General features: G+C 64.1%; 19 protein-coding genes and 1 other annotated feature. Of the genes, 4 read left to right on the top strand and 15 right to left on the bottom strand.

Features of this window, described 5'->3' with window-relative positions; genetic code table 11:
* Positions 1-79 precede the first annotated feature (79 nt).
* The 12 genes from IM708_RS16475 to IM708_RS16420 all read right to left on the bottom strand — a co-directional run bounded on the left by IM708_RS16475 (position 80) and on the right by IM708_RS16420 (position 13,887).
* Positions 80-1,240, bottom strand: coding sequence for a CoA transferase (locus IM708_RS16475; RefSeq protein ID WP_209427679.1), 1,161 nt, complete (start codon positions 1,238-1,240; stop codon positions 80-82).
* On the bottom strand, positions 1,237-1,842 hold the full coding sequence (locus IM708_RS16470) for an isochorismatase family cysteine hydrolase (protein ID WP_209427678.1): 606 nt from the start codon (positions 1,840-1,842) through the stop codon (positions 1,237-1,239). The genes IM708_RS16475 and IM708_RS16470 overlap by 4 nt, the downstream gene beginning before the upstream one ends.
* A gap of 77 nt (positions 1,843-1,919) precedes the next feature.
* On the bottom strand, positions 1,920-3,881 hold the full coding sequence (locus IM708_RS16465; protein WP_209427677.1) for a TRAP transporter fused permease subunit: 1,962 nt from the start codon (positions 3,879-3,881) through the stop codon (positions 1,920-1,922).
* A 66-nt stretch (positions 3,882-3,947) separates the two neighbouring features.
* Positions 3,948-4,946 carry a TAXI family TRAP transporter solute-binding subunit gene (locus tag IM708_RS16460; protein WP_209427676.1) on the bottom strand — a complete coding sequence of 333 codons (999 nt, stop codon included), beginning with the start codon at positions 4,944-4,946 and terminating at the stop codon, positions 3,948-3,950.
* Between the two features lie 52 nt (positions 4,947-4,998).
* Positions 4,999-5,682, bottom strand: a complete 684-nt coding sequence (locus IM708_RS16455) for an isochorismatase family protein (protein WP_209427675.1) — start codon at positions 5,680-5,682, stop codon at positions 4,999-5,001.
* Positions 5,682-6,614, bottom strand: coding sequence for an oxaloacetate decarboxylase (locus IM708_RS16450; RefSeq protein ID WP_209427674.1), 933 nt, complete (start codon positions 6,612-6,614; stop codon positions 5,682-5,684). The genes IM708_RS16455 and IM708_RS16450 overlap by 1 nt, the downstream gene beginning before the upstream one ends.
* Positions 6,611-7,528 (bottom strand): isocitrate lyase/PEP mutase family protein, encoded by a 918-nt coding sequence (locus IM708_RS16445; RefSeq protein WP_209427673.1) that lies wholly within the window; start codon positions 7,526-7,528, stop codon positions 6,611-6,613. Before IM708_RS16445 ends, IM708_RS16450 begins: the two co-directional genes overlap by 4 nt.
* A gap of 73 nt (positions 7,529-7,601) precedes the next feature.
* Complete coding sequence (locus IM708_RS16440; RefSeq protein WP_209427672.1) at positions 7,602-8,657, bottom strand: ABC transporter substrate-binding protein; 1,056 nt, start codon at positions 8,655-8,657, stop codon at positions 7,602-7,604.
* A 112-nt stretch (positions 8,658-8,769) separates the two neighbouring features.
* On the bottom strand, positions 8,770-9,552 hold the full coding sequence (locus IM708_RS16435; RefSeq protein ID WP_209427671.1) for an ABC transporter permease: 783 nt from the start codon (positions 9,550-9,552) through the stop codon (positions 8,770-8,772).
* A 4-nt stretch (positions 9,553-9,556) separates the two neighbouring features.
* Complete coding sequence (locus IM708_RS16430) at positions 9,557-10,387, bottom strand: ABC transporter ATP-binding protein (RefSeq protein WP_209427670.1); 831 nt, start codon at positions 10,385-10,387, stop codon at positions 9,557-9,559.
* 129 nt (positions 10,388-10,516) lie between these two features.
* The gene (locus IM708_RS16425) at positions 10,517-12,661 is read right to left on the bottom strand and encodes an acetate--CoA ligase family protein (RefSeq protein ID WP_209427669.1); all 2,145 of its coding nucleotides are present in this window, start codon (positions 12,659-12,661) and stop codon (positions 10,517-10,519) included.
* Positions 12,658-13,887 (bottom strand): acyl-CoA dehydrogenase, encoded by a 1,230-nt coding sequence (locus IM708_RS16420; protein WP_209427668.1) that lies wholly within the window; start codon positions 13,885-13,887, stop codon positions 12,658-12,660. The genes IM708_RS16425 and IM708_RS16420 overlap by 4 nt, the downstream gene beginning before the upstream one ends.
* Before the next feature lie 221 nt (positions 13,888-14,108).
* On the opposite strand from IM708_RS16420, the gene IM708_RS16415 reads away from it, so the two are divergent.
* From IM708_RS16415 to leuD, 3 genes are read left to right on the top strand one after another with little or no spacing between them, the layout of a single operon-like run.
* On the top strand, positions 14,109-14,897 hold the full coding sequence (locus IM708_RS16415) for a GntR family transcriptional regulator (protein ID WP_209427667.1): 789 nt from the start codon (positions 14,109-14,111) through the stop codon (positions 14,895-14,897).
* A gap of 46 nt (positions 14,898-14,943) precedes the next feature.
* Positions 14,944-16,371 (top strand): 3-isopropylmalate dehydratase large subunit, encoded by a 1,428-nt coding sequence (leuC, locus tag IM708_RS16410; protein ID WP_209427666.1) that lies wholly within the window; start codon positions 14,944-14,946, stop codon positions 16,369-16,371.
* A complete protein-coding gene (leuD, locus tag IM708_RS16405; RefSeq protein WP_209427665.1) occupies positions 16,368-16,979 on the top strand; it encodes a 3-isopropylmalate dehydratase small subunit in 612 nt (203 codons plus the stop codon). The genes leuC and leuD overlap by 4 nt, the downstream gene beginning before the upstream one ends.
* Before the next feature lie 272 nt (positions 16,980-17,251).
* On the opposite strand, the gene IM708_RS16400 is transcribed toward leuD, so the two are convergent.
* The 3 genes from IM708_RS16400 to IM708_RS16390 form a co-directional block, all read right to left on the bottom strand.
* Positions 17,252-18,175, bottom strand: a complete 924-nt coding sequence (locus tag IM708_RS16400) for a 3'-5' exonuclease (RefSeq protein WP_209427664.1) — start codon at positions 18,173-18,175, stop codon at positions 17,252-17,254.
* An 8-nt stretch (positions 18,176-18,183) separates the two neighbouring features.
* Positions 18,184-18,507 (bottom strand): hypothetical protein, encoded by a 324-nt coding sequence (locus IM708_RS16395; RefSeq protein ID WP_209427663.1) that lies wholly within the window; start codon positions 18,505-18,507, stop codon positions 18,184-18,186.
* A 267-nt stretch (positions 18,508-18,774) separates the two neighbouring features.
* The gene (locus tag IM708_RS16390; protein ID WP_209427687.1) at positions 18,775-19,047 is read right to left on the bottom strand and encodes a DksA/TraR family C4-type zinc finger protein; all 273 of its coding nucleotides are present in this window, start codon (positions 19,045-19,047) and stop codon (positions 18,775-18,777) included.
* A 367-nt stretch (positions 19,048-19,414) separates the two neighbouring features.
* Positions 19,415-19,472 (top strand) — a sequence feature (sul1 is cis-regulatory element that is thought to sense ions involved in sulfur or methionine metabolism; They are found in Alphaproteobacteria).
* 62 nt (positions 19,473-19,534) lie between these two features.
* Between IM708_RS16390 and IM708_RS16385 the strand changes: the two genes are divergently transcribed.
* A partial coding sequence (locus tag IM708_RS16385; RefSeq protein WP_209427662.1) for a SulP family inorganic anion transporter occupies positions 19,535-20,325 on the top strand: 791 nt, incomplete at its 3' end.

The following is a 20,325-nucleotide window of genomic DNA, read 5'->3' as shown; positions in this document are numbered from 1 at the left end:
GAGTTAGCCCGCCGTCCTCAGTCAAGCTTCACCCTTGCCGCGAAAAGGACGAGCGCAGAGCCGAGCAGCCATCCGCAAGCTATTCGGCGCAGTCGGCACCAAATTCCGGCGCTGGCGGGTTGGCCATATCCGGATGGTTTGAAAAGCGGAGTGGACTGCGTGGCGTCAGCACCGGATCGACACCAGGATGGCCGCGGCGGGAAAAGAGAGGATTCATCTCGCTCGCTCGCCAATCCTCCCGCAGCATCTGGTCGAGATCGCGGTAAGGCCCCCAGCAGACCGGGGTGTTGGAAAAAGCGTCGGCGACCTGCTCCAGGGTGCGGGTCCCGACCCAGTCGGCGACCAGCGCCCCGATCGCTTCACGCACCCGGTAGCGCTCGTCCTCACGACTGAAATCCGCATCGAAGGCAGTCGCCAGTGCATCCATTCGCGACCCCAGCCCGGTCGCCGACAAAAGCGCCCGCCACTGCTTTTCGGTGACCGCAGCCAGCATGAGCCGCCGGCCGTCCAGTGTGCCGAAGTCCCGGCCGAAGTTGCCGTAGACCCAGTTGCCATCGCGTTGCCGCGCCTGGCCGAGCTCGGCTTCAGCCAGCATGCCGACGCCGGCGACACCCGCCATGGCCACGTCCGACAGGCTGATCCGGACATGTTGGCCGCGCCCGCTCTGGCGGCGCTCGCGCTCGGCGGCAAGAAGGCCCATGGCAATCGTCTGGCCGCAGATAAGGTCCCAGAAGGGCACGGCATTGTTGACCGGGGCCGTATGGTCGCGGGGGCCAGCCATCATCGCAGCGCCGCAGCCGGCGTGAACGGTATAATCCACTGCTGTTTCGCCATCCGGGCTGCCGTCGAGGCTGACGACGATGACGTCGGACCGGCGAGCACGTAGCGCTTCGAACCCGAGCGCGCCCTTGAGCGGCAGGTTGGTCACGAAGATACCGCCGTCTTCGCCCCCGTCGCAGACAAGGCGCGCGGCCGCTTCACGTCCCTCCTCGCGGCGCAGGTCCAACGTCAGGGACCGTTTGCCACGGTTGAGGAATGTCCAGTAGAGGCTCTGACCTGACGGCGCGAGTGGCCAGCGGCGATAGTCTAATCCGCCACCGGGCGGGTCTATGCGCAACACCTCGGCCCCCAGGAGCGCAAGGCTCATCATGGCCGAGGGCATGGCGATGAACGCGCTGGACTCGACGATCCGCAAGCCGGAGACGGGCCCGCCGTCCTTGCTTGCTGCGTCCAGGCTCACGTCGCGGCTTTGGTTAGGCAGGACAGGATCTCGTCGCTGGAAGCGACGAGGAAGCGGTTGCGCATCAACGCGAGCGAGGCATCGTGAAAGGCCGCGTTGCTGCTGGCCACGGCGTCTTCGGCGACCACGGTGTAGTAGTCGTGATGGGCCGATGAGCGCACGGTCGATTCGACGCAGCCCTCGGTATTGGCGCCGAGGAAGACGCAGGTGTCGATGCCGTTGGCCCGCAGGATTAGGTCGAGATGGGTGCGGTGAAAGGCGTCAGGACGCAGCTTCTCGATGATCGGATCGGTTTTACGCGGGGTCATGCCGTCGCAGAAGGCGCCCCCCCAGCTTCCCGTCAGGGTGTAGTCCGGACTCTTCCCGTCGCGCACCTTCAGGCGCAGCCAAGCGGGGCTGTCGGCGACGCCACCGGGCAGGGTGACCTGGCGCAGGAAGACCGTCATGAGGCCGATTTCCTGCGCGCGCGCCATCAGCTTGACCATGGCAGGCAGCCGTTCGCGCGCGAGGCTCATGTCGCGGCCTGCCTTGGCGAATACACCGTCTTCGGCGAAAAAGTCGTTTTGCACGTCGATCGCGATGACCGCGGTGCGCGCGGGCACCAACACTTCGTCGAGTGTCTGACGGACGGTCTTGCCGTGTATTGTTATCATTCTGTCCTCGGAAAAATGGAAGGGTTCTATCCGGCGCTGACCTGCCGGCGGCGGCTCAGGTGAAGCCCGAACGCGAGCGCGAAGACCAGCGCACCGACAAGTGGCATGGCGGCGCCGGGCGCGATGAGAAGAAAGGCCGAGGCCGCGAACACCACCCGTTCCCAAAGCGGCAGGGCATGGACCAGGAAGCCTGCCAGCGCCCCGCCGATCAGGACGACCCCCACAAGGCCCGTCGCCGCGTGAAGCACAATGGCGCCCGGCTCGCCGATCAGCAGCACCTCTGGGTGGAAGACGAAAACATAGGGAATGATGAAGGCCACGAGCGACAGGCGGATCGCCGTGATGCTGGTCGGAAACCAGTCGGCCTTGGCCATCGAGGCGCTGATGAAGACGGTCGCGCACAGGGGCGGGGTCAACCCGGCGATGATCGCGAAATAGAAGATGAACATATGCGCGGAGATCGGCTCGACCCCTAACCGCACCAGCGCGGGAGCCACGACCGCCGCGGCTAGCAGATAGGCCGCCGCGGTCGGAAGGCCGGTGCCCAGCAGCATCGCCACGATCATCGCGAGCACCAGCGAGATGAAGAGGTTGTTCTCGCCAAGCGCGATGATGGCCGAAGTGAAGGCGACGCCGACACCGGTGGTCGAGATCATGGCCAACAGGATCTGCGCTCCAGCGATCAGCACGGCGATGGTCACAAGGCCGATGCCCGCGTCTACGAACCCCGCGCGCAGCGCCGCGAAACGGGTGCGCAGATCGCCAAGGGACCGCGCGCCCAGCATGAAGAGGACGATTAGGATCGTGGTCGCCCAAAACGCCGCCAAGGCCGGCGAATAGCCCCGCACCAGAAGCCAGATCAACGTTCCCATGGCCAGAAAGACCGGCCCAGCCCGACGCAAGGTCAACGCATCGCGCAGGCGGGGCATCGCATCCGCAGCGATCGGCTTATAGCCAAGGCGCTTGGATTCGAAATGGATGCCTGCAAGGCAACCGGTGAAGTAGAGAAGCGCCGGCACGATGGCCGCGACCATGATTGTGACGTAGGGAACGCCAAGCAGTTCGGCCATGATAAAGGCGCCCGCGCCCATGATCGGCGGCATGATCTGCCCACCGGTCGAGGCCACGGCCTCGACCGCGCCAGCGAAGGTCGGCCGGTAGCCGAGGCGCTTCATCAGAGGGATGGTGAAGGCGCCGGTCGTTGCAACATTGGCGGCCGCCGAGCCAGAAACGCTGCCGAACAAGGCGCTTGAGATGGTGGCGACCTTGGCGCCGCCGCCCGTCGTGCGCCCGCCGATGATCATGGCGAGGTCCATGAAGGTCGCGCCGCCACCGGTCCGCATCAGGACTGCGCCAAAGATCACGAAGATTGCGATCACCGTGGCGGAGATTCCCGTGACCATCCCGAAAAGCCCACGCGTGGACATGTAGAGGACCTCGGCTGCCAGCCGCGGATCGAGGCCGCGATGGGCGATCATGTCCGGTAGCCAGGGGCCAAAGAGGGCGTAGACGAGACCGGCGATCGCCAGACCGGGGATGGTCCAGCCGATCACCCGCCGGCATCCCTCGAGCACGAGCAGAACGGCCAGCACCGCCAACGCGTAGTCGAGGGTTGTCATCCGGAAGGTGAAACCCATGAGCCTGTCGTAACTGGCGATAAGATGCCCGATCACGACGATCGTTCCGAGAATGAAAGCCATGTCCAGAAGGCCCATGGGCTGGTCACGGGAATCGGCGCGCCTGAAATCAAAGAGGCAGAAGGCGAGGATCAGGGCGCCGCCGACATGTAGCGCACGCTGGATCAGATCCGGAAACGCGCCAAAGGCCCCGGTATACAGGTGGAAAAGGACCATCGCGGTGCTGAGCCCGGCGATGATCGTGCCGCGAAGGCCACGGAGGGGTTTGGCGTCGACCGCCGCAGTGGGGTCGACGACCGGGACCGCTGGAGCCGGCGCCCCGTCCACGTCAGATCTGCTCTCGCTGCGCACGGCGGCCTTTCCTTCGCGTCCCGGGAGTCCGGGGATGCACCGCCCGTCAAGACGGGCGGTGGATTTTCAGTCAGTGAGTTCGGGCGGCATCAACCGCTCAGGGATGTCATGGCCCTGCTCTTCAAGGTAGCGAACCACGCCGGGATGAAGCGGCGTCTGGCCACGTTCGATCGTCTGCTGGGCGATGTCCATGCCGGCGATTGCCGGGTAGGATTCGGCCACAGTGTCGACATTCTCGACCACCGCCTTGAAGATGTCATAGGCCAGATCTTCTGACATGTCCGTCGTCGTGCCCATGGTGATAAAGACAACACGCAGGTTTATCGGGCCGGTGTCGTAGGGCGTATCGTCCACGGCCATGAAATCGAAATGCGGAAATTCCTGCTGCACCTGCGCTATGTCTTGTTCGGTCCAGTTGAGAATCCGAACCTCCCGCGCGGTCTGCGCATCGAGGATCGCACTGTCGGGCGCGTTCGGAGGACCGGCCTTGGTGAAGCCGACGATCCGACGGTCCTTGAAGGCAGTGACCGCGTCGGCCATGCCGGTGCGATACCAGTCGGGAGCTATTCCCAGCGCCTCGAACGCCTCGAAGGTCGCACGCTCGGTCCCCGATCCCCGCCCGCCACCATTGAAGGCCTGACCATCCAGATCGGCGATACTCTCGATCCCGGAATCGGCGTCGACGACGGTCAGATAGGCCAGCGGTGTGGTCACCCAAAAGGTGCGGAAATCCTCATTCGGCTCACCCTCAAAGGGTCCGAGACCGGCGTAGTATTCATAGAGGTCAGGCTCGGCCATCATCGCCCAGTCGACCTGTCGCTCCGACAGCCGTCGCATGTTGTCGAGCCCGCCGCCCGTCTCGATCACCGAGACATTGGTATTATCGAGCGTCTGATTAACCATCTGCGCGATCGCGACGTGATACGCATAGAGCGAGGATGCTTGCGAGGTCGCTCCAATCGACAGCTGCTGCGTCTGCGCGGCAGCGCCGCCCGCGGCCATGGCACCAGCAGCTACCGCTGTCAGCAGAAGGCGCCGGGTAGTTCTGGCGAAGTAATCTCTCATTTCGTATCTCCCTGTTTTGCGTAGTGCGGTGTCGAAATTCTTCAGTGGTGCTTCAGGCCGCGTTCCGGCTGGCGCACGCCTCCAGTTCCGCCGTCACATCCGCCAGCGATTCGACGTCGGCGAATTTCATATCCATGTCGAAGAGATTGGCGCGATGGGCCATCGGACTGCGGTCGCCGACCGCATCCTCGACCACAATTACGCGGAAATTGTGCGAGAAAGCATCTGTCACCGCCGCACGCACGCAACCGCTGGTCGAAATGCCAACCACGATCAGCGTATCCACCCGGTCGTAGCGCAGAAAGGATTCGAGCGGCGTGGAGAAGAAGCACGAGGGCTTATTCTTCTCGACCACTACATCCTCCTTACGCGGGGCGTAGGCATCAGGCCATTCATCGGCTCGGGGGTCGCTGGTGTAGCCGTGGCTTTCGGCGACCTTGAGCTTGAGGTTCCAGATGCCGCGTCGCACCGGATGCGCCCGGTTGTCGCGGCGGCTGTAGTAGATGGGTAGGCCAAGGCGCCGGAAGGTCTCGGTGATCCCGGTCAGGTTCGCGGTAAGCTGCGGCATCTCACGGCCACACATGTCGAAAGCGGGATCGACGAACATCCAGGTGGTGTCGATGTTCAAAAGCGCCGGGCGCGTCCCAATGCCGATCCGAGCGCCGAAGCCGCCCTTGCGATAGGTGGCCAGATCCTCCTCGGGAATCGTGCCCGCCCATTTTTCCAGCTTGTCCATCAGTCCTCCTTCTCGCCTTCGGCGAAGCGTGCCTCCAGCGCCGTCCATTGTGGATAATCGAAAAGCGACCAGAGTTCCTGGTGGCCCAGCATCTTGTCCCGCACCCCGGCAGTGCTGCCACTATCGCGCAGGGCATCGAGCATCAGCGTGCCCTGCTTGGCGACCAGCCGGGTGAGCGAATTGGGATAAATCGCGACGCGGTAGCCAATCGCTTGCAGTTCGGAAGCGTCCAAAAACGGTGTGCGCCCACCCTCGACCATGTTGGCCAATGCTGGGACACCGGCCCGGGCAGTAATGGCTTCCATCTCGTCCCGGCTTTCTGGGCTTTCGACGAAGATCACATCGGCGCCCGCCTCTCGGTAGGCATCTGCTCGGTCGAGCGCGGCCTCTAGTCCCAGGCTGGTGCGCGCGTCGCTTCGGGCGATTATCACCATATCTTCATCGACGCGTGCATCGGTGGCGGCCTTGATGCGGCCGACCATTTCGTCCACTCCGACGACACGGCGGCCAAGCTCGTGACCGCATTTTTTGGGCCAAGCCTGATCCTCGATCTGAATCGCGCTGACACCTGCGCGTTCCAGCTCACGCACGGTGCGGATGACGTTGATCGGACCGCCATATCCGGTGTCGGCGTCGCAGATCACCGGAATGTCGACCACATCGGCAATGCGCCCGGCGCGTTCGAACATTTCGGAAAAAGAGATCACGCCCATGTCCGGCGCGCCGATCGCGCTCATCGAGACGCCAGAGCCGGTGACATAGGCCGCGTGGAAGCCTGCCTGCGCAACCAGTCGTGCGGTAAGGCAGTCGTAGCAACCTGGCGCCATTAGAATTTCGTTGCCTTTCAGCAGGGCGCGCATCCGGGCATTGCGACCTGTCGCCTGCGCCAGCCCCAATGGATAGTCCTGATGACGTGCTGCCTGGTCGTTCATGAAACCCCCTCTGCGACGGTGTCGCCGTATTTTTGCCGGAGCGCCTCCTGAGAGAGGAATCGCCGCTCGAGATCGCGGACATCGTCCATTCCGACAAGCGTGTGGGTCTCGTCGAAGCCTGCGAAAACCTCGGAATCCGCACGGGTTGCCCCCTCACGGCCGATGAAGGCGAGCGCATTCTGCATACCGCGGATAGCGCCAAGAAGAAGGCTCACCGGAAGGCTGACGCGCGCCACGCCCATCAATTCCAGTTCCGCGAAGGTCAGATCAACCGGTGTCCTACCGCCCTCGACCATGTTCACCGCAAGCGGTCCACCGATCTCGGAGGCCAAGCGCGCGATCGCGGTGCGGTCATCCGCGCCGTCGACGAAGACCATGGTCGCGCCCGCGTCAAAATAGCCCCTGGCGCGGGCGATGGTCGCCTCCAGCCCTTCGACCGCCAAGGCGTCGGTGCGCGCGTTGATGACGAAATCCGGATCGCGGCGCGCCGCGCAGGCGGCTGCGATCTTCGCCTGCATCTCGGCCATGGGGATCACCTCCTTGCCGGCAAGGTGGCCGCAACGTTTCGGCATCACCTGGTCTTCGATGTTGATGCCGGCGGCACCCGCCTCCTCGAAGGCTCGGACGGTGAACCAGACGTTCACGGCATTGCCGAACCCGGTGTCGCCGTCGGCCATGACCGGGATGTCGACTGCGCGCGCGATGATGCGGGTGCGCTCGGCCATCTCGGACATGGACAGGACGCTCACGTCCGGCATCCCCAGATGGCTCGCGGCGATCCCCAGCCCGGTGCCCTGCGCCGCGGCAAAGCCTGCCTGCTCGATGAGTTTCGCGGAGAGCGGATCGAAGGCGCCGGGCATCACCAGGATTTCGGGGGCCTCGATTAGTTGCCTGAGGCGTTGCGCCTTTCGCATTATACGTTCCTTGGATGGGGTGGCGCTCCCGGCTCTGTGTGGCCGGGGCGCCTTTGGGTTCGGTCGACGCCGGTCAGTTAATCTCGGTGTCGATCAGCTCGTTGGTGTAGGCCGCATCGAGGTCGAGCCCGTCAAAAGGCCGTTCCGAGAAGGTGTTGAGGAAGTCCACCACCCGCTCAAGCTGCGCGCGCTCGATCTCGGGCGATTGCGGATAGGCGGGTAGCACCGCCTCCCATGCCTCGTCGAAAAGGCCCTTCTCGAACTGAGAGAAGTAGGCCTCGTGAACCTGGTCACGGGCTTCGTGGCTGGTCTCTTCGTCATGCATCGCCACTTGAGCACGCTGGATGGCCCGCATCGTGCGCTTGGCGCGGTCGGGGTTGTCATCGATCCAGCCGCGCCGGGTGTTGGCGGAGATGTAAAGGAAGTCGGCGACGCCCGGCAGTTCGCCTGCCGCGGTGTTGAACAGCAGGAACCCGTCATAGTCGCGGATCGCTGCGTCGCTCGTCGGGTTGGACAGCGTGAAGACGTCGATCCGGTCGCGTGAGAAGGCGGCGAGGATCTCGTTGCTGCCGCCGACAAAGACGACCGTCGCGTCGCGCTCGGGGTCGAGCCCGGCTTCGGTCAGCATGTAGATTGCAAGCTGATGAGTGCCGCTGCCAGCGCCGGTAACGCCGATGTTGGTGTCCTTGAGCGCAGCTAGGCGATCCTCGACGCTAGAGTTTTCGTCAAGCCCGTGCTCGCGGGCCAATTCGCCGCGCATCACAACGTTCGAGGCATATTCGGTCATCAGCGCGCCGGCGATTACCGCGTCGGTGTTCTGGGCGATGGCGCGGAGTGCGGCCGAGGTGGAGCCGATGTAGATGTCCATGTCCCCGCCAAGGACCGCCGCCATAGCCGTGCCGCCACCGGCCCGGAAGACCTGCAGGCGCGCGTCAATGTCCTCGTCCTCGAAATAGCCCATGACGTCCGCGACATAGACCGGCAGATAGAGCATGCCGACGCTGGGCATTGCAAAGTTCACGGTATCGGCCGCCTCAGCGCGATCCGTCGCCGCTAGGCCTGCCAGACTGACGGCGCCGAGCATCACTGCCCCCGCCGCACGTTCAGCGATCTTCTTGAAGATAGTCATCAACAATCCCTCCCTAGGGGTTCTGGTGGAACGCAAGCCGGCATGGCCTGCGCCTGAGAATTAAGCCGCTAACGTCGCGGCACGGTTTCGGGCGGCTAGGCACGCCTTCTCATTAGATTGACATCTCCCGGCGGGAGCTCTGCTCGCGCCACGGCATCGCTTTGATTTCGACAACCTTGATCGTCGAATTCAGAAAGAAGGCCATGATCATGATCGCGATCAACGCGGCGAAGACGCCGGTCGTGTCGAACTGGCCAGCCGAGTCCGCCAGCAGGTAACCAAGGCCGCGGTTTGACGCGATCAACTCGCCCACGATAGCACCGATCAGCGCATAGGGCACCGACAGGCGAAGCCCGGCGAAGACCCAGGTGATCGCCGAGGGCAGCACGACCTTGAACAGGACATGCCGCTCGTTTGCACCCATGAGCTTCAGAATGGCGATCAATTCGCGGCTGACGGCGCGCACGCCGGTATAGGTGTTGAGGAAGACCAGGAAGAAAACGATCGTCGCGGTGAGATAGATCTTCATCTCGATGCCAATACCGAACCACAGCACAAACAGCGGTGCGAGCGCGACCTTCGGCAGGCTGTAGAACATCATAATGAAGGGATCTAGCACCTCGGCAGTCGTCTGCGCGCGGCCAAGCCACACCCCCATGATCATTCCCAGCGCACCGCCGAGAAAGAAGCCGGCAACAGCCTCCAGAAGCGTGATGGCGCCGTGATAGAAGATCACGCCGCGTATCAGCCAGGTCCAGAACTGATCGGCGATAAGGGTCGGACGGCTGATGAAGAATTCCGAGGCGAGCCGCCCCGAAGAAAGCTCCCAGGCGCCGAGAACGAAAACGAGGAATGCCGCACGCATTACCCAGATCATGGTCCGGCGTTCTGTCATCGTCTCAATCCTCCACGCCAACGCTGGGCGCCAGCACTTCCCAAAGTTGGGCCGTTATTTCCATATACGCAGGGTCGTGGCGAAGCCGCAGAATGTCGCGATCCGGCGCAAGTGGGATATCGACGATGCGCTCGATGGTTCCGGGCCGGCGGGTGAAGACCACACAGCGGTCGCCAATTGCGATCGCTTCATCAAGGTCGTGAGTCACGAACATCACCGTCTTGCCAAGACGCCTGCAAAGTTCCCTGATTTCGATCTGCATTCGCATTCGGAGCATGGCGTCAAGCGCCGCGAAGGGCTCGTCCATCAGAAGCGTCTCGGGGTTGTATGCAAGCAGGCGCGCCAACGCACAGCGCTTGCGCATGCCCCCTGACAACTGAGAAGGAAAGCTTGTCTCGAATCCAGAAAGACCGACCATATCTAGAAGCTCGGCCACGCGATCGCCGATCTCGCGCTTCGACAAGCCTTTGATTTCAAGCGGGATCGAAATGTTGCCGACGACATCGCGCCAGGGCAGCAAGTGATCGCTTTGCGTCATGTAGCCAACAGAGGGATTGTAGGGCTTCACTTGCTCGCCGCGGTAGAGAACCTTCCCGTCAGAGGGCGCAAAGAGGCCCGCCGACATGTTCAGAAGGGTGGATTTCCCGCAACCGGACGGTCCGACAAGCGTCAGGATCTCGCCCTCGAACACCGAAAGGTCGATGCCCTCGACGGCCTGAAGCGGTTTGCCGTCGACCGTGAAGCGCTTTCCCACCCCCTCAAATCGGATCAACTCCTCGGTCGGCGACGGCGCCGTTGTGCTTGTCGTTTCCGGATGCGCCAGTTCCGCTGCCATTATTTAGACCTCTCCAGTCGGACAAAACGACTCGCAACCCGCGAGCTGTTCAATGCCTCGAATGCCCTCAGGGCGTCATCACATGATGCAAAAGTTAGTTTGTTATGTCAACCATACCTTTTGCTTCCTCTATTTTTCGCGCCGCACTACAAGTGCGTCCAGTGCCGCGACACCCTCCCCTACTGTCTTGATCAGAAGAGGATTAATCTCTGCCTCGGTGACATTCTCGCAGGCCGCCAGCCGCGAGACCGCAACCACGGCTTCGGCAAGCGCATCCATATCGCCGACAGCGCGCCCGCGGTAGCCGGAGGCGATTCGCAATCCGCGCACCTCGTCAATCATCGCCCGCGCGATGTCGCGGTCGACCGGCGCGCAGCGTACCACGCTGTCGCGGTAGATTTCGGTGAAGATACCCCCGGCCCCAAGGACCACCATCGGACCCAGGGTCGGGTCGCGGCGAAACCCGATCAGGGCCTCGGCCACGCCGCCAGACGCCATCGCCTGAACCAGGACGCCATCGATGCGCGCATCCGGCCGGGCGCGGGCTACCGCTTCGGTGATCTTCCAGTAGGCCGCGCGCGCCGCCGCCGCATCCTCGACGCCCAGGACGACCCCGCCGATGTCACTCTTGTGGGTGATACCGGCCGACAGGATCTTGAGGACCGCCGGCGCGCCGGTGCCCTTGACGATGCGTTCGACCGCAGCCGTGCATTCTTCCTCGCTGGTCACGACCGACCCTTGCGGCCCTGGGACCCCAAGGGCTGCGAAGACCGCCCGGCCCCGCACCTCGTCAAGCGCCTCGCCCTCAGCCCCAGCCAGGATCGCCTCGATCTCGTTCAACCCAGCGGGATCCGTGTCACAGGGCGGCCGCGGTGGCCGGCGATCTAGATAGGCCCCGACCCCCTCGGCGCACGCCTCAGGCGTGCGGAAGACAGCCAGGCCTGCCTCCGAAAGCCGCCGGCGCGAAGCTTCGGCGGCCGGAACCAGATAGATCGCCAGCGGCTTCGGCGCGTCGGCGAAATCCAGCAGCGGCGCCACGGCCAGATCGGGGTAAAACTCAGCCGATGAACCGACGACGATTGCAACGGCGTCAATCGACGGGTCGGCCATCAACCCCGAGATAACATCGCGCACCACTTCGGGCCGGGTGCCGGCCAACGTCAGATCGACCAGCCTGTCGCCATGTCCCTCGATCCCGGCGGAATCGAGCGTGACGCGCACGGCGGCGGGAATCGTCGCAATCTCGATATTGAGCGTGCCGAGGCTGTCAACCAGCATCGCTCCACCGCCGCCGGTCGTCGTCGCGACTGCTACGCGGCGACCCCGCGGCGCGCCGGTATGGATAAACAAGGGCGGTGCCTCGATCAGCGCCTCGAAACTGCGCACTCGCGCGATCCCCAGATCGGCCAGAAAGGCACTGACCAAGGTGTCCTCGCCAGCAAGCGCGCCGGTATGGGTGGCCGCCAGCGCACGACCCGCTTCCGACCGGCCAAGCTTGTAGGCGATGACCGGTTTTCCCCGTGTATCTGCCGCCTGGGCTAGTTGGGCAAGCGAGGCGCCATCGCGGATGGATTCCAGAAATAAGAGGATCGCCTCTGTCCGAGGGTCGTCGAGCATGAGCGCGCCGATTGCGCCCACTGATAGGTCAATCTCGTTCCCGACTGACACCAGGCTCGAAAAGCCGATGCCGCGTGATGCTCCCTGCGAGATCATGGCTCCGATGATGCTGCCGCTTTGCGAAACGACACCGAGGCGACCCCGCAGCAGACTTTCCGCTTCAAGCGCGGCATTTGCGCTCATGGCGAAGGCGCCCTCGCCGGGCCGGCCGGTGCCGATTACGCCGATTGAATTTGGACCCAGAAGGCGCACGCCGGCGCTGCGCGCAGATTCCGCAACCCGCTGCTGCCGCGCCATGCCCTCCTCGCCCGCCTCGGCGAAGCCGTCGGACAGGATGGTAGCGACCGGGATGCCCTTCGCGCCGCAAGCCACGACAGCATCGGCCACGGCGTCGGCACGCACCATCAGAAAGGCATGTTCGACGCCATCCGGTAGATCCAGAATGGAGGGCACGGTGGGCATCCCCTCGATCTCGGGTCGGCCGGGGTTGACCAGCAGAATCTCGCCGGAAAAGCCATGGCGCCGCAGATACCGAAGCGGGCGCGCTGTGGTCTTGGCTGGATCTGCCGAAGCCCCTACAAGCGCCACCTTGCGCGGCGACAACAGGGCCCCGCGCAGCGTGTCCCTATCTACCGCTCCCGCCCACCGGTCCATCATGCGCGCTCTTTCGTCCCTGCATCGCGGGGCTTTGCCGCAACGTTCTCTGACCGGTCACGGGGCTTGCCGCTGGGCTCACGTGGCGGGCGTTGCGGAAACGAGCGGCCGAAGATGCCTTCCGCGATCCGGTTGCGCATCATCTCGAGCGAGCCGCCGGCGATCTGCCAGCCGCGGGTCTTCCGGAAACAGTATTCCACCAGCGTCTCGTCGCAAAAACCCATGCCGCCCATCGCCTGAAGGGCTTCATTGCTGACTTCAAAACCAGCCTGGTTGCAGACTAGCTTGGCCACCGCCGTCTTCTGCGCGTCGGGCAGTCCGTGGTCGGCGCTGATGGCGGCGCGGTAGAGCAGAAGCTGCGCGGCCTCCAGCTTGGCGAACATGTCGGCGAACTTCCACTGCAGGCCCTGGAATTCCATCAGCGGCCGGCCGAACTGCTGGCGGACCTGCACATAGTCGCGCGCCACGCCGAAAGCATAGCGCCCCAGCGCCAGTGAGCGAGCGGCGTTGCCGATCCGCTCGGCGTTGAAGCCCGTGATCTGGCGCTTGAACCCGCCGGGACCCAGAAGGACATTCTCGGCCGGGATCGGAACGGCGTCGAAGTGGAGCGGGCACCACTGCTCGCCGTTGAGGTAGTTGGCGGGCTGGCCCATGCTGAAGCCCTCCATCCCGCGTTCGACGATGACTGACCCAATCCCGCCGGTCCCTGGTCCGAATCGGCAGTAGACCAGAAAAACGTCGGCCTCGACCGTGTGGCTGGTGAAGACCTTGCCGCCGGTCAGGCGGAAGCCATCACCATCGGGCACGGCCTTGGTCGCAAGGTCGGTGACCGCGGATCCGGCATCAGCCTCGGTCATGCCAAGGCCGATGACCATCTCGCCGCGCAAGAGCGGACCGAGGAAGCGTTCCTTTTGCGCAGGGCTCGCGTATTCCGCGAAGGTGCGCAGCGGGCCGAAGTTGCCTGCCTGGATCACATCGGCGCTTTTCGGGCAAGCCGACGCCACCGCCTCGATGGCCAGAACCGCATCCATCAGGGACCCGCCCTGCCCGCCATCGGCTTCCGGAAGGGTGATCCCCATCAGGCCTTGTTGCGCGGCACGGCGCGCGACGTCGAAGGGAAATTGCGGCGCCTTGGCACGGGCAAGCGCACCGTCGCTCAAGCTGTCGGCGGCCCAACGCGCGACGGTGTCCTGAAACAGGCGCTGCTCATCTGTCAGTGTGAATTCCATATTCCCTCAGCCGTGAAATACATTGGCCGCATCTGCAGCATGCATGTTGTTATGTTGACATAACAACCATAAAAGGTCAGAAATGCCTTTGTCAACATGTGAAGGGGTGCCGCCTAAGCCGGGCATCCTGTAAACTCGGGTCCTCATTCCGCCATGGGGCGGGATCCCGAAAACCTACATCTGTATTCGTGCGAGACGATTGACTGCAGAAGGCCAGATTGATGACCAACCCTGCCCGACCCGCCGGATTGTCCGATCCGACCCCCCTCTATCACAAGATCTTCACCGTCCTGCGTGAGCAAATACTGGAGAACCGGTTTCCGCCGGACACACCCCTCCCCAGCGAGATGGACCTGGCACGGCAGTTCTCGGTTTCGCGCATCACCATCCGCAAGACTATGGAACGGCTTGAACAGCAGGGTCTGATCACCCGCCAGCGCGGTCGCGGCACCTTCGCCACCCGCTCGGTGACGCAGCGTGCGGTGCAGGCCGATGTCAGCGGCCTTGTCGAGAACCTGTTGTCGATGGGCTTGATGACGGATGTTTCGGTGCTGGAACTCGACTACCTTCCCGCCCCGCCCGCCGTGGCCGTTGATATGGGACTCAAGCCAGGAACAATCGTTCAGTATGCCGTGCGTCTCCGCAGCTATCGCGGGCGACCCTTTTCCTATGCCGTCACCCATGTGCCCGAAGATATCGGTAGAACATACAATGCCGAGGACCTCGCCCGCACGTCGCTGCTGCGCCTCTTCGAACGCGCCGGCGTCGCCGTTGCCAGCGCCTACCAGCGCGTCTCGGCCAAGGCCGCCGATGCGACGACTGCGCCACTTCTGGACCAGGAGATCGGCGCGCCGCTTCTGTCCATTGCGCGTCTGGTGCGCGACCAGAACGACCGCGTGGTCGAACGTATCCACGCCCTCTACCCCCCCTCGCAATATGCGTTTGAAACGAACCTCACCCTCGGCGAGGGGCCGAACGGCACGCTGTGGCGCTCGACACCATCGATCTGACCGGAGTCAATCCGACAGATGCGCACTGAACCCTGGGGAACCCATGATGACCGCACCGCGCACACTTTTCGACAAGCTTTGGGACAGCCATGTCGTAGGCCGGCGCGACGACGGATCCTGCCTTCTGTGGATTGATCGCCATTTCGTCCATGAAGGCTCGCACCATGCTTTTCGCAAACTGAGTGAGCGCGGCATTCCCGTCTCCGAGCCGGGTCTGACCTTCGGTGTTGCGGATCACTACGTGCCGACACGTGGGCGGGCGCGTTCGGGTGGCACAGGCACGGCCGGCATCGAGAACCCGACGATCCGCGGAATGGTCACGACGTTGGAGGAGAACACAAAAGCCCATGGCATCCATCTTTTCGGCCTGGGCGACCGGCGGCAGGGGATCGTGCATGTTGTCGGGCCCGAACAGGGGCTGACGCTGCCGGGACTGACCATTGTGTGCGGCGACAGCCACACCTCGACGCATGGAGCCTTCGGCGCGATGGCCTTCGGCATCGGCGCGACCGACGTGGCGCATGTCATGGCGACGCAAACGATCTGGAAGAAAAAGCTCAAGGTCCTTCGCATCCGCGTCGACGGGCGCCTTGGCCCCGGCGTCGGCGCGAAGGACGTGGCGTTGGCCTGGATCGCGCGCCTGGGCGCAGATGGTGCGCGAGGCCATGTCGTCGAATACGCGGGCCCGGTGGTCGAGGGGTTGACGATGGAGGGGCGCATGACGCTCTGCAATCTATCGATCGAGGGGGGCGCACGCTGCGGCATGGTCGCGCCGGATGCCGTAACGCTCGACTATCTGCACGACCGCCCCTTCGCGCCCAAGGGCGACGAATGGGAGGTCGCGGAGGCCGCGTGGCGCGCTCTGGCGTCCGACGACGGCGCCGAGTTCGACCGGGAAGTGACGCTTGACGGATCCGACATCGCGCCGGTGGTGACCTGGGGCACAAGCCCCGAGGACGCCGCGCCCATCGACGCCACCGTGCCCGACCCGGACCGGGCTTCCGAGGAGCGTGCAGGTCACATCCGCGCCGCGCTCGACTACATGGGCCTCGCACCCGGCCGCCCGCTTGACGGGATCGCCATCGACCAGGTCTTCATCGGCTCCTGCACCAATGCCCGTATCGAGGATCTGCGCGCTGCCGCGGCGGTGCTCAAGGGACGACGCGCGCAGGTGCCGGGTTTGGTCTCTCCTGGCTCGAGCCTCGTGAAGGCGCAGGCCGAGGCCGAGGGTCTCGACCAAATCTTCCGCGCGGCGGGGCTGGAATGGGTCGAGTCCGGGTGCTCGATGTGCGTCGGCATGAACGGCGATATCGTGGCGCCGGGCAAGCGCTGCGCCTCGACCACCAACCGCAACTTCCGCGGTCGCCAGGGCCCGGGCGCGCGCACCCATCTGATGTCCCCCGCGATGGTCGCCGCTGCCGCCATTGCCGGGCATCTGACCGACGTGCGGCCGATGCTGGAGGGTCGGACATGAGTGGTTGGTCACGACATGAGGGGCTGGGCGTGGCGCTGCCCGACGAAAGCATCGACACCGATCAGCTGATCCCGGCACGGTTCATGGCGACGCCGCGCGCGCAAGGCTACGGGCGCTTTCTTCTGCATGACCTGCGCCACGATGCCGAAGGCCGGCCCCTCCCCGATTTTCCTCTCAACCGGGTTCCGGATGCCACAATCCTGATCACCGGGCGCAATTTCGGCGCCGGCTCATCGCGCGAAGCGGCGGTCTATGCGCTGGTCGATGCAGGTATTCGGGCGGTGCTGGCGCCGTCCTTCGGCGATATCTTCGCGGCAAATGCGATCAACAACGGGCTTCTGCCCGCCCGCATTTCGTCAGGGGATATGGAGCGACTGACCGGCGCCATGCCAGATCGGCTGGAAATCGACCTCATGGCGCGATGCGTTACCGGCGGTGGCTTGCAGGCACTGTTCGAACTCGATCCGGTCTGGCAAATGAAGCTTGTAAATGGATGGGACGACATTGACCTGACCGGCGCGCATCAGGACGATATCGCGGCATTTGCTACGGCCGACCGGATCCGCCGTCCCTGGGCGCGACCGGCGGCTGAGCGGTCACTTTCCTAAGCCCACCATCTACCGACAGTCGCCAACTTGCTGGAGGATAGGACGCCCAAACATCGCGGGCACCCGATCGATCCCCATGGGGATCTGCGATTTTATCTAGGACTTTGCTAGGGACCCACCGAGGGGGAGCTCGCCATTCCTAATTTTCCCAAGGGTCTCGGAATTATGGATTTCGCGAGTGTCTGGTATGCGGATCACACCTTGCAGACACACGGGTTCCGGTTCATGCGAGCAGGCAAGACCAATTCCGAGCCGCATGGAGCATCTCTACCTCAACGAAGCCGTCCCTCCACGAGGACCGCGTAGATCCACGTGCAGCCTATGGCCCACTGAGGCGGCACGTCTGGTGCAAAGCGGACGATGGTTGCAACACGAAGTTCCGATTGGGGACCGGCGGCCCCGGTATTCCAGGCAAGGAAGCCCACCTGGGTGCGCCTGCCCGCGGCATTGACATGGAAGAGGGCGCGCCCGGCACCGCCGCCACGGCCCCCAACCGAGATCGGGTCGCCGACCGCGACATGGGTCTCGATGTAGTCGTGGAGGTTCGCGGGGTTAGAATTGAACCCCCGGCCATCCGCCGTCCAACCCAAGTCTATCTCCGCGCCATTCCCATTTAGGAACCGGCTCTCGTCCCGCCCCGTGAAAGCGCGCGGCGGATCGGCGAACCATGCGGCCTCGCGTTCGCCGTGCAGCCTTAGCATGCGCTCCTTGGCACGGGTCCCGGCGACGTAGAGGACACGGGCCTCCTCGGCCGCCGCGCGCGCCAGATCGTCGCGGCCCATGGGGAAGGCGGAGGTCGACGGCATGACGAATATGTCGTCAAACTCCAGCCCCTTAACCTTATGGATCGTCGAAAGGATCCGAGAGGCACCGCGACCTACGAGCCGGTCGACGTCGTCGGGCCGCAGCCAACTCCTCAGGAAGCCGGCGAGGTCGGACAGTCGCGCCTCGCGATCCTCCTCTTTTACACGGGTCCATAGGGCCGCAAGGTCGCGCATTGCCTCGCAGTCGCCTCTCGTCTCCGGGATGCGGACGGTTTGGTGGAAATCGTCGAGGAGCGCGTCCCGCAGTTCCGTCGTGGCGGCGTCGTCTCCCTGGGCGATCCGCCTGTCGAGCAGGTCCAACCACAAGCCGACATGGCGGCAGTCGGCGACGTTAAGGATCTCGCTCCGCTTCTGGACCCTCAGGCCGGGCAACACCGCCGTCAGGGTTCCCTCAGACGGTCCACGTCGGCGTTGCTTCGGCAAAAGATTGCGACGGACCGATCCTTCGGAAAATCGGCGAGGCGCCGCTTCACATACGCGACCACGTTGTCCCATGGACGCCCACGGCAATCCTCAACCTGCCATTCGCCCGGCGGCGCATCCGCACGCCCGCGCAGTGCAGATTGCTTCAGGCGCCCGCTGACGGGACTGCGATCTAGCATTGCCGCCAGGTCGCGCTCGCTGCCCTCCACGATTGCGTGTCCCGAGCGAAAATTCACAGTGAGCGCGCTTAGGTCTTCCGGCCCGGTTTCGAACGTCTGCACGAACCGATCAAAGTAGGCTCCGGAAAACGCGCCGCAGGCACGGTTCCACTGGGTAGCGGCCCGGCAAGTAGCCAGCCAGCGACGAGCTGGTGAAGCCGGGCGAGAGGCGGATCCTCTGGACCACGCGGGCAAATGCTGGACCTGACCGCTGCTCCATCGCACGTCAGTGAAGACGGCGCGTAGAAGATGTGACTTGGCTTTTGTCGTAACGGACTGTGGGCGCGAGATCGCGCCATTCGGTCGAGTATCTCGGAATCATCGGTCATGCTACTTTAGCTGGCTGTCCTTCGACCCGCGCCGGTTGATACCCCCGCGCATAATGGGCGCCGCATCCCTCTCCGCCTGGCAATCGGTGCAGAGCTGCACCCCCGGAATCGCCTGCCGCCGTGCCTCCGGAATTGGCTCCTCGCATTCGACGCAATGGCTCCGACTCGGGATCGAGGACCGGCGAGCCTGCGCCTTCATGCGCTTCAGTTCGTCCTCGATCGAGGCCTCGATCTGCTCGTTCACCGCGCCGTCGCGCGCCCATCCACCGGCTATGGCACCCTCCCGGATCATTCTCACAGGCTACAGCAAAGGGCATTGTGGTGCAAAGGTTCGAATGGCAAGCAAGATAGCTCGCTTTGCATCGGCAGAATTCATCGACGAGTTCGAGGTTGTCTGCCAACTCAATGGCACTGGCCAGACAGCAAACGCCTTCGCGCGTGGCGTTGCTGTGTCGCGCAGATCGACCGGGACGACCGGCGGTGACGGCGGTTGGGGAGGCGGGAACTGCGCGAGGACAATCCGTGGTGGTGGACCGGGCAGCGCGCCGCACATCCGGATCAGACCGACGCGGACGCTACCGCGTCGCCACGCCATCCCCCTTGGCTTTCTGCGTTGCGGCGTATATGCGGCGAGCAGCTAATCTGGACCCGGGCGCAACTCCCGGGTGGCTCTTCCGGCCGCCGATCCGCCGGACAACGAACAAGACAGAAGACTTCCCGGACTGCAGGTCATTCCCCCTGCGGGCGGGAACGGGACATGAATGATTTCTCTGGACGCCTACCGCCGGCAGTGGTCCGGCAACATTCGCGGCGATCTGGTGGCGGGGTTGGTGGTCGCGCTCGCACTGATCCCCGAAGCGATCGCATTCTCGATCATCGCCGGCGTCGACCCGAAGGTGGGGCTATACGCGAGCTTCTCGATCGCGGTCATCACGGCGATCACCGGCGGACGGCCGGGTATGATCTCGGCCGCCACCGCCGCAACGGCGGTGCTGATGATCACGCTGGTGCGCGATCACGGGCTGGAATACTTGCTGGCGGCGACGGTGTTGGCCGGGCTCTTGCAGATCGGCGCGGGTCTTTCGGGGCTGAGCTTCATCATGCGATACGTGTCGAAATCGGTGATGACCGGCTTCGTCAATGCGCTGGCGATCCTGATCTTCATCGCGCAACTGCCGGAGCTGGACCCGCGGGCGGTGACCTGGATCACCTTTCCCATGGTCGTGGGCGGACTGGCGATCATCTATCTGTTTCCATTGCTGACGCGCGCGGTCCCCTCGCCGCTGGTGACGATCGTCGTGCTCACGGCGCTGGCCTGGGCGCTGGGGCTGGACCTGCGGGTGGTGGGAGACATGGGCGCGCTACCCGACACGCTGCCGGTGTTCCTGATCCCCGACATTCCGCTGAACCTGGAAACCCTGATAATCGTCCTGCCCTATTCGGTGGCGATCGCGGTCGTGGGCCTTCTGGAGAGCCTGATGACGCAGAACATCGTCGATGATCTCACCGATACCACCTCGAACCGCAACCAGGAATGCGTGGGCCAGGGTAT

This window comes from Pararhodobacter sp. SW119, from assembly GCF_017811755.1.
GTDB lineage: Bacteria > Pseudomonadota > Alphaproteobacteria > Rhodobacterales > Rhodobacteraceae > Pararhodobacter.
The sequence above is the reverse complement of the archived record's forward strand: the minus strand, read 5'-3'. Positions and strand labels throughout refer to the sequence as shown.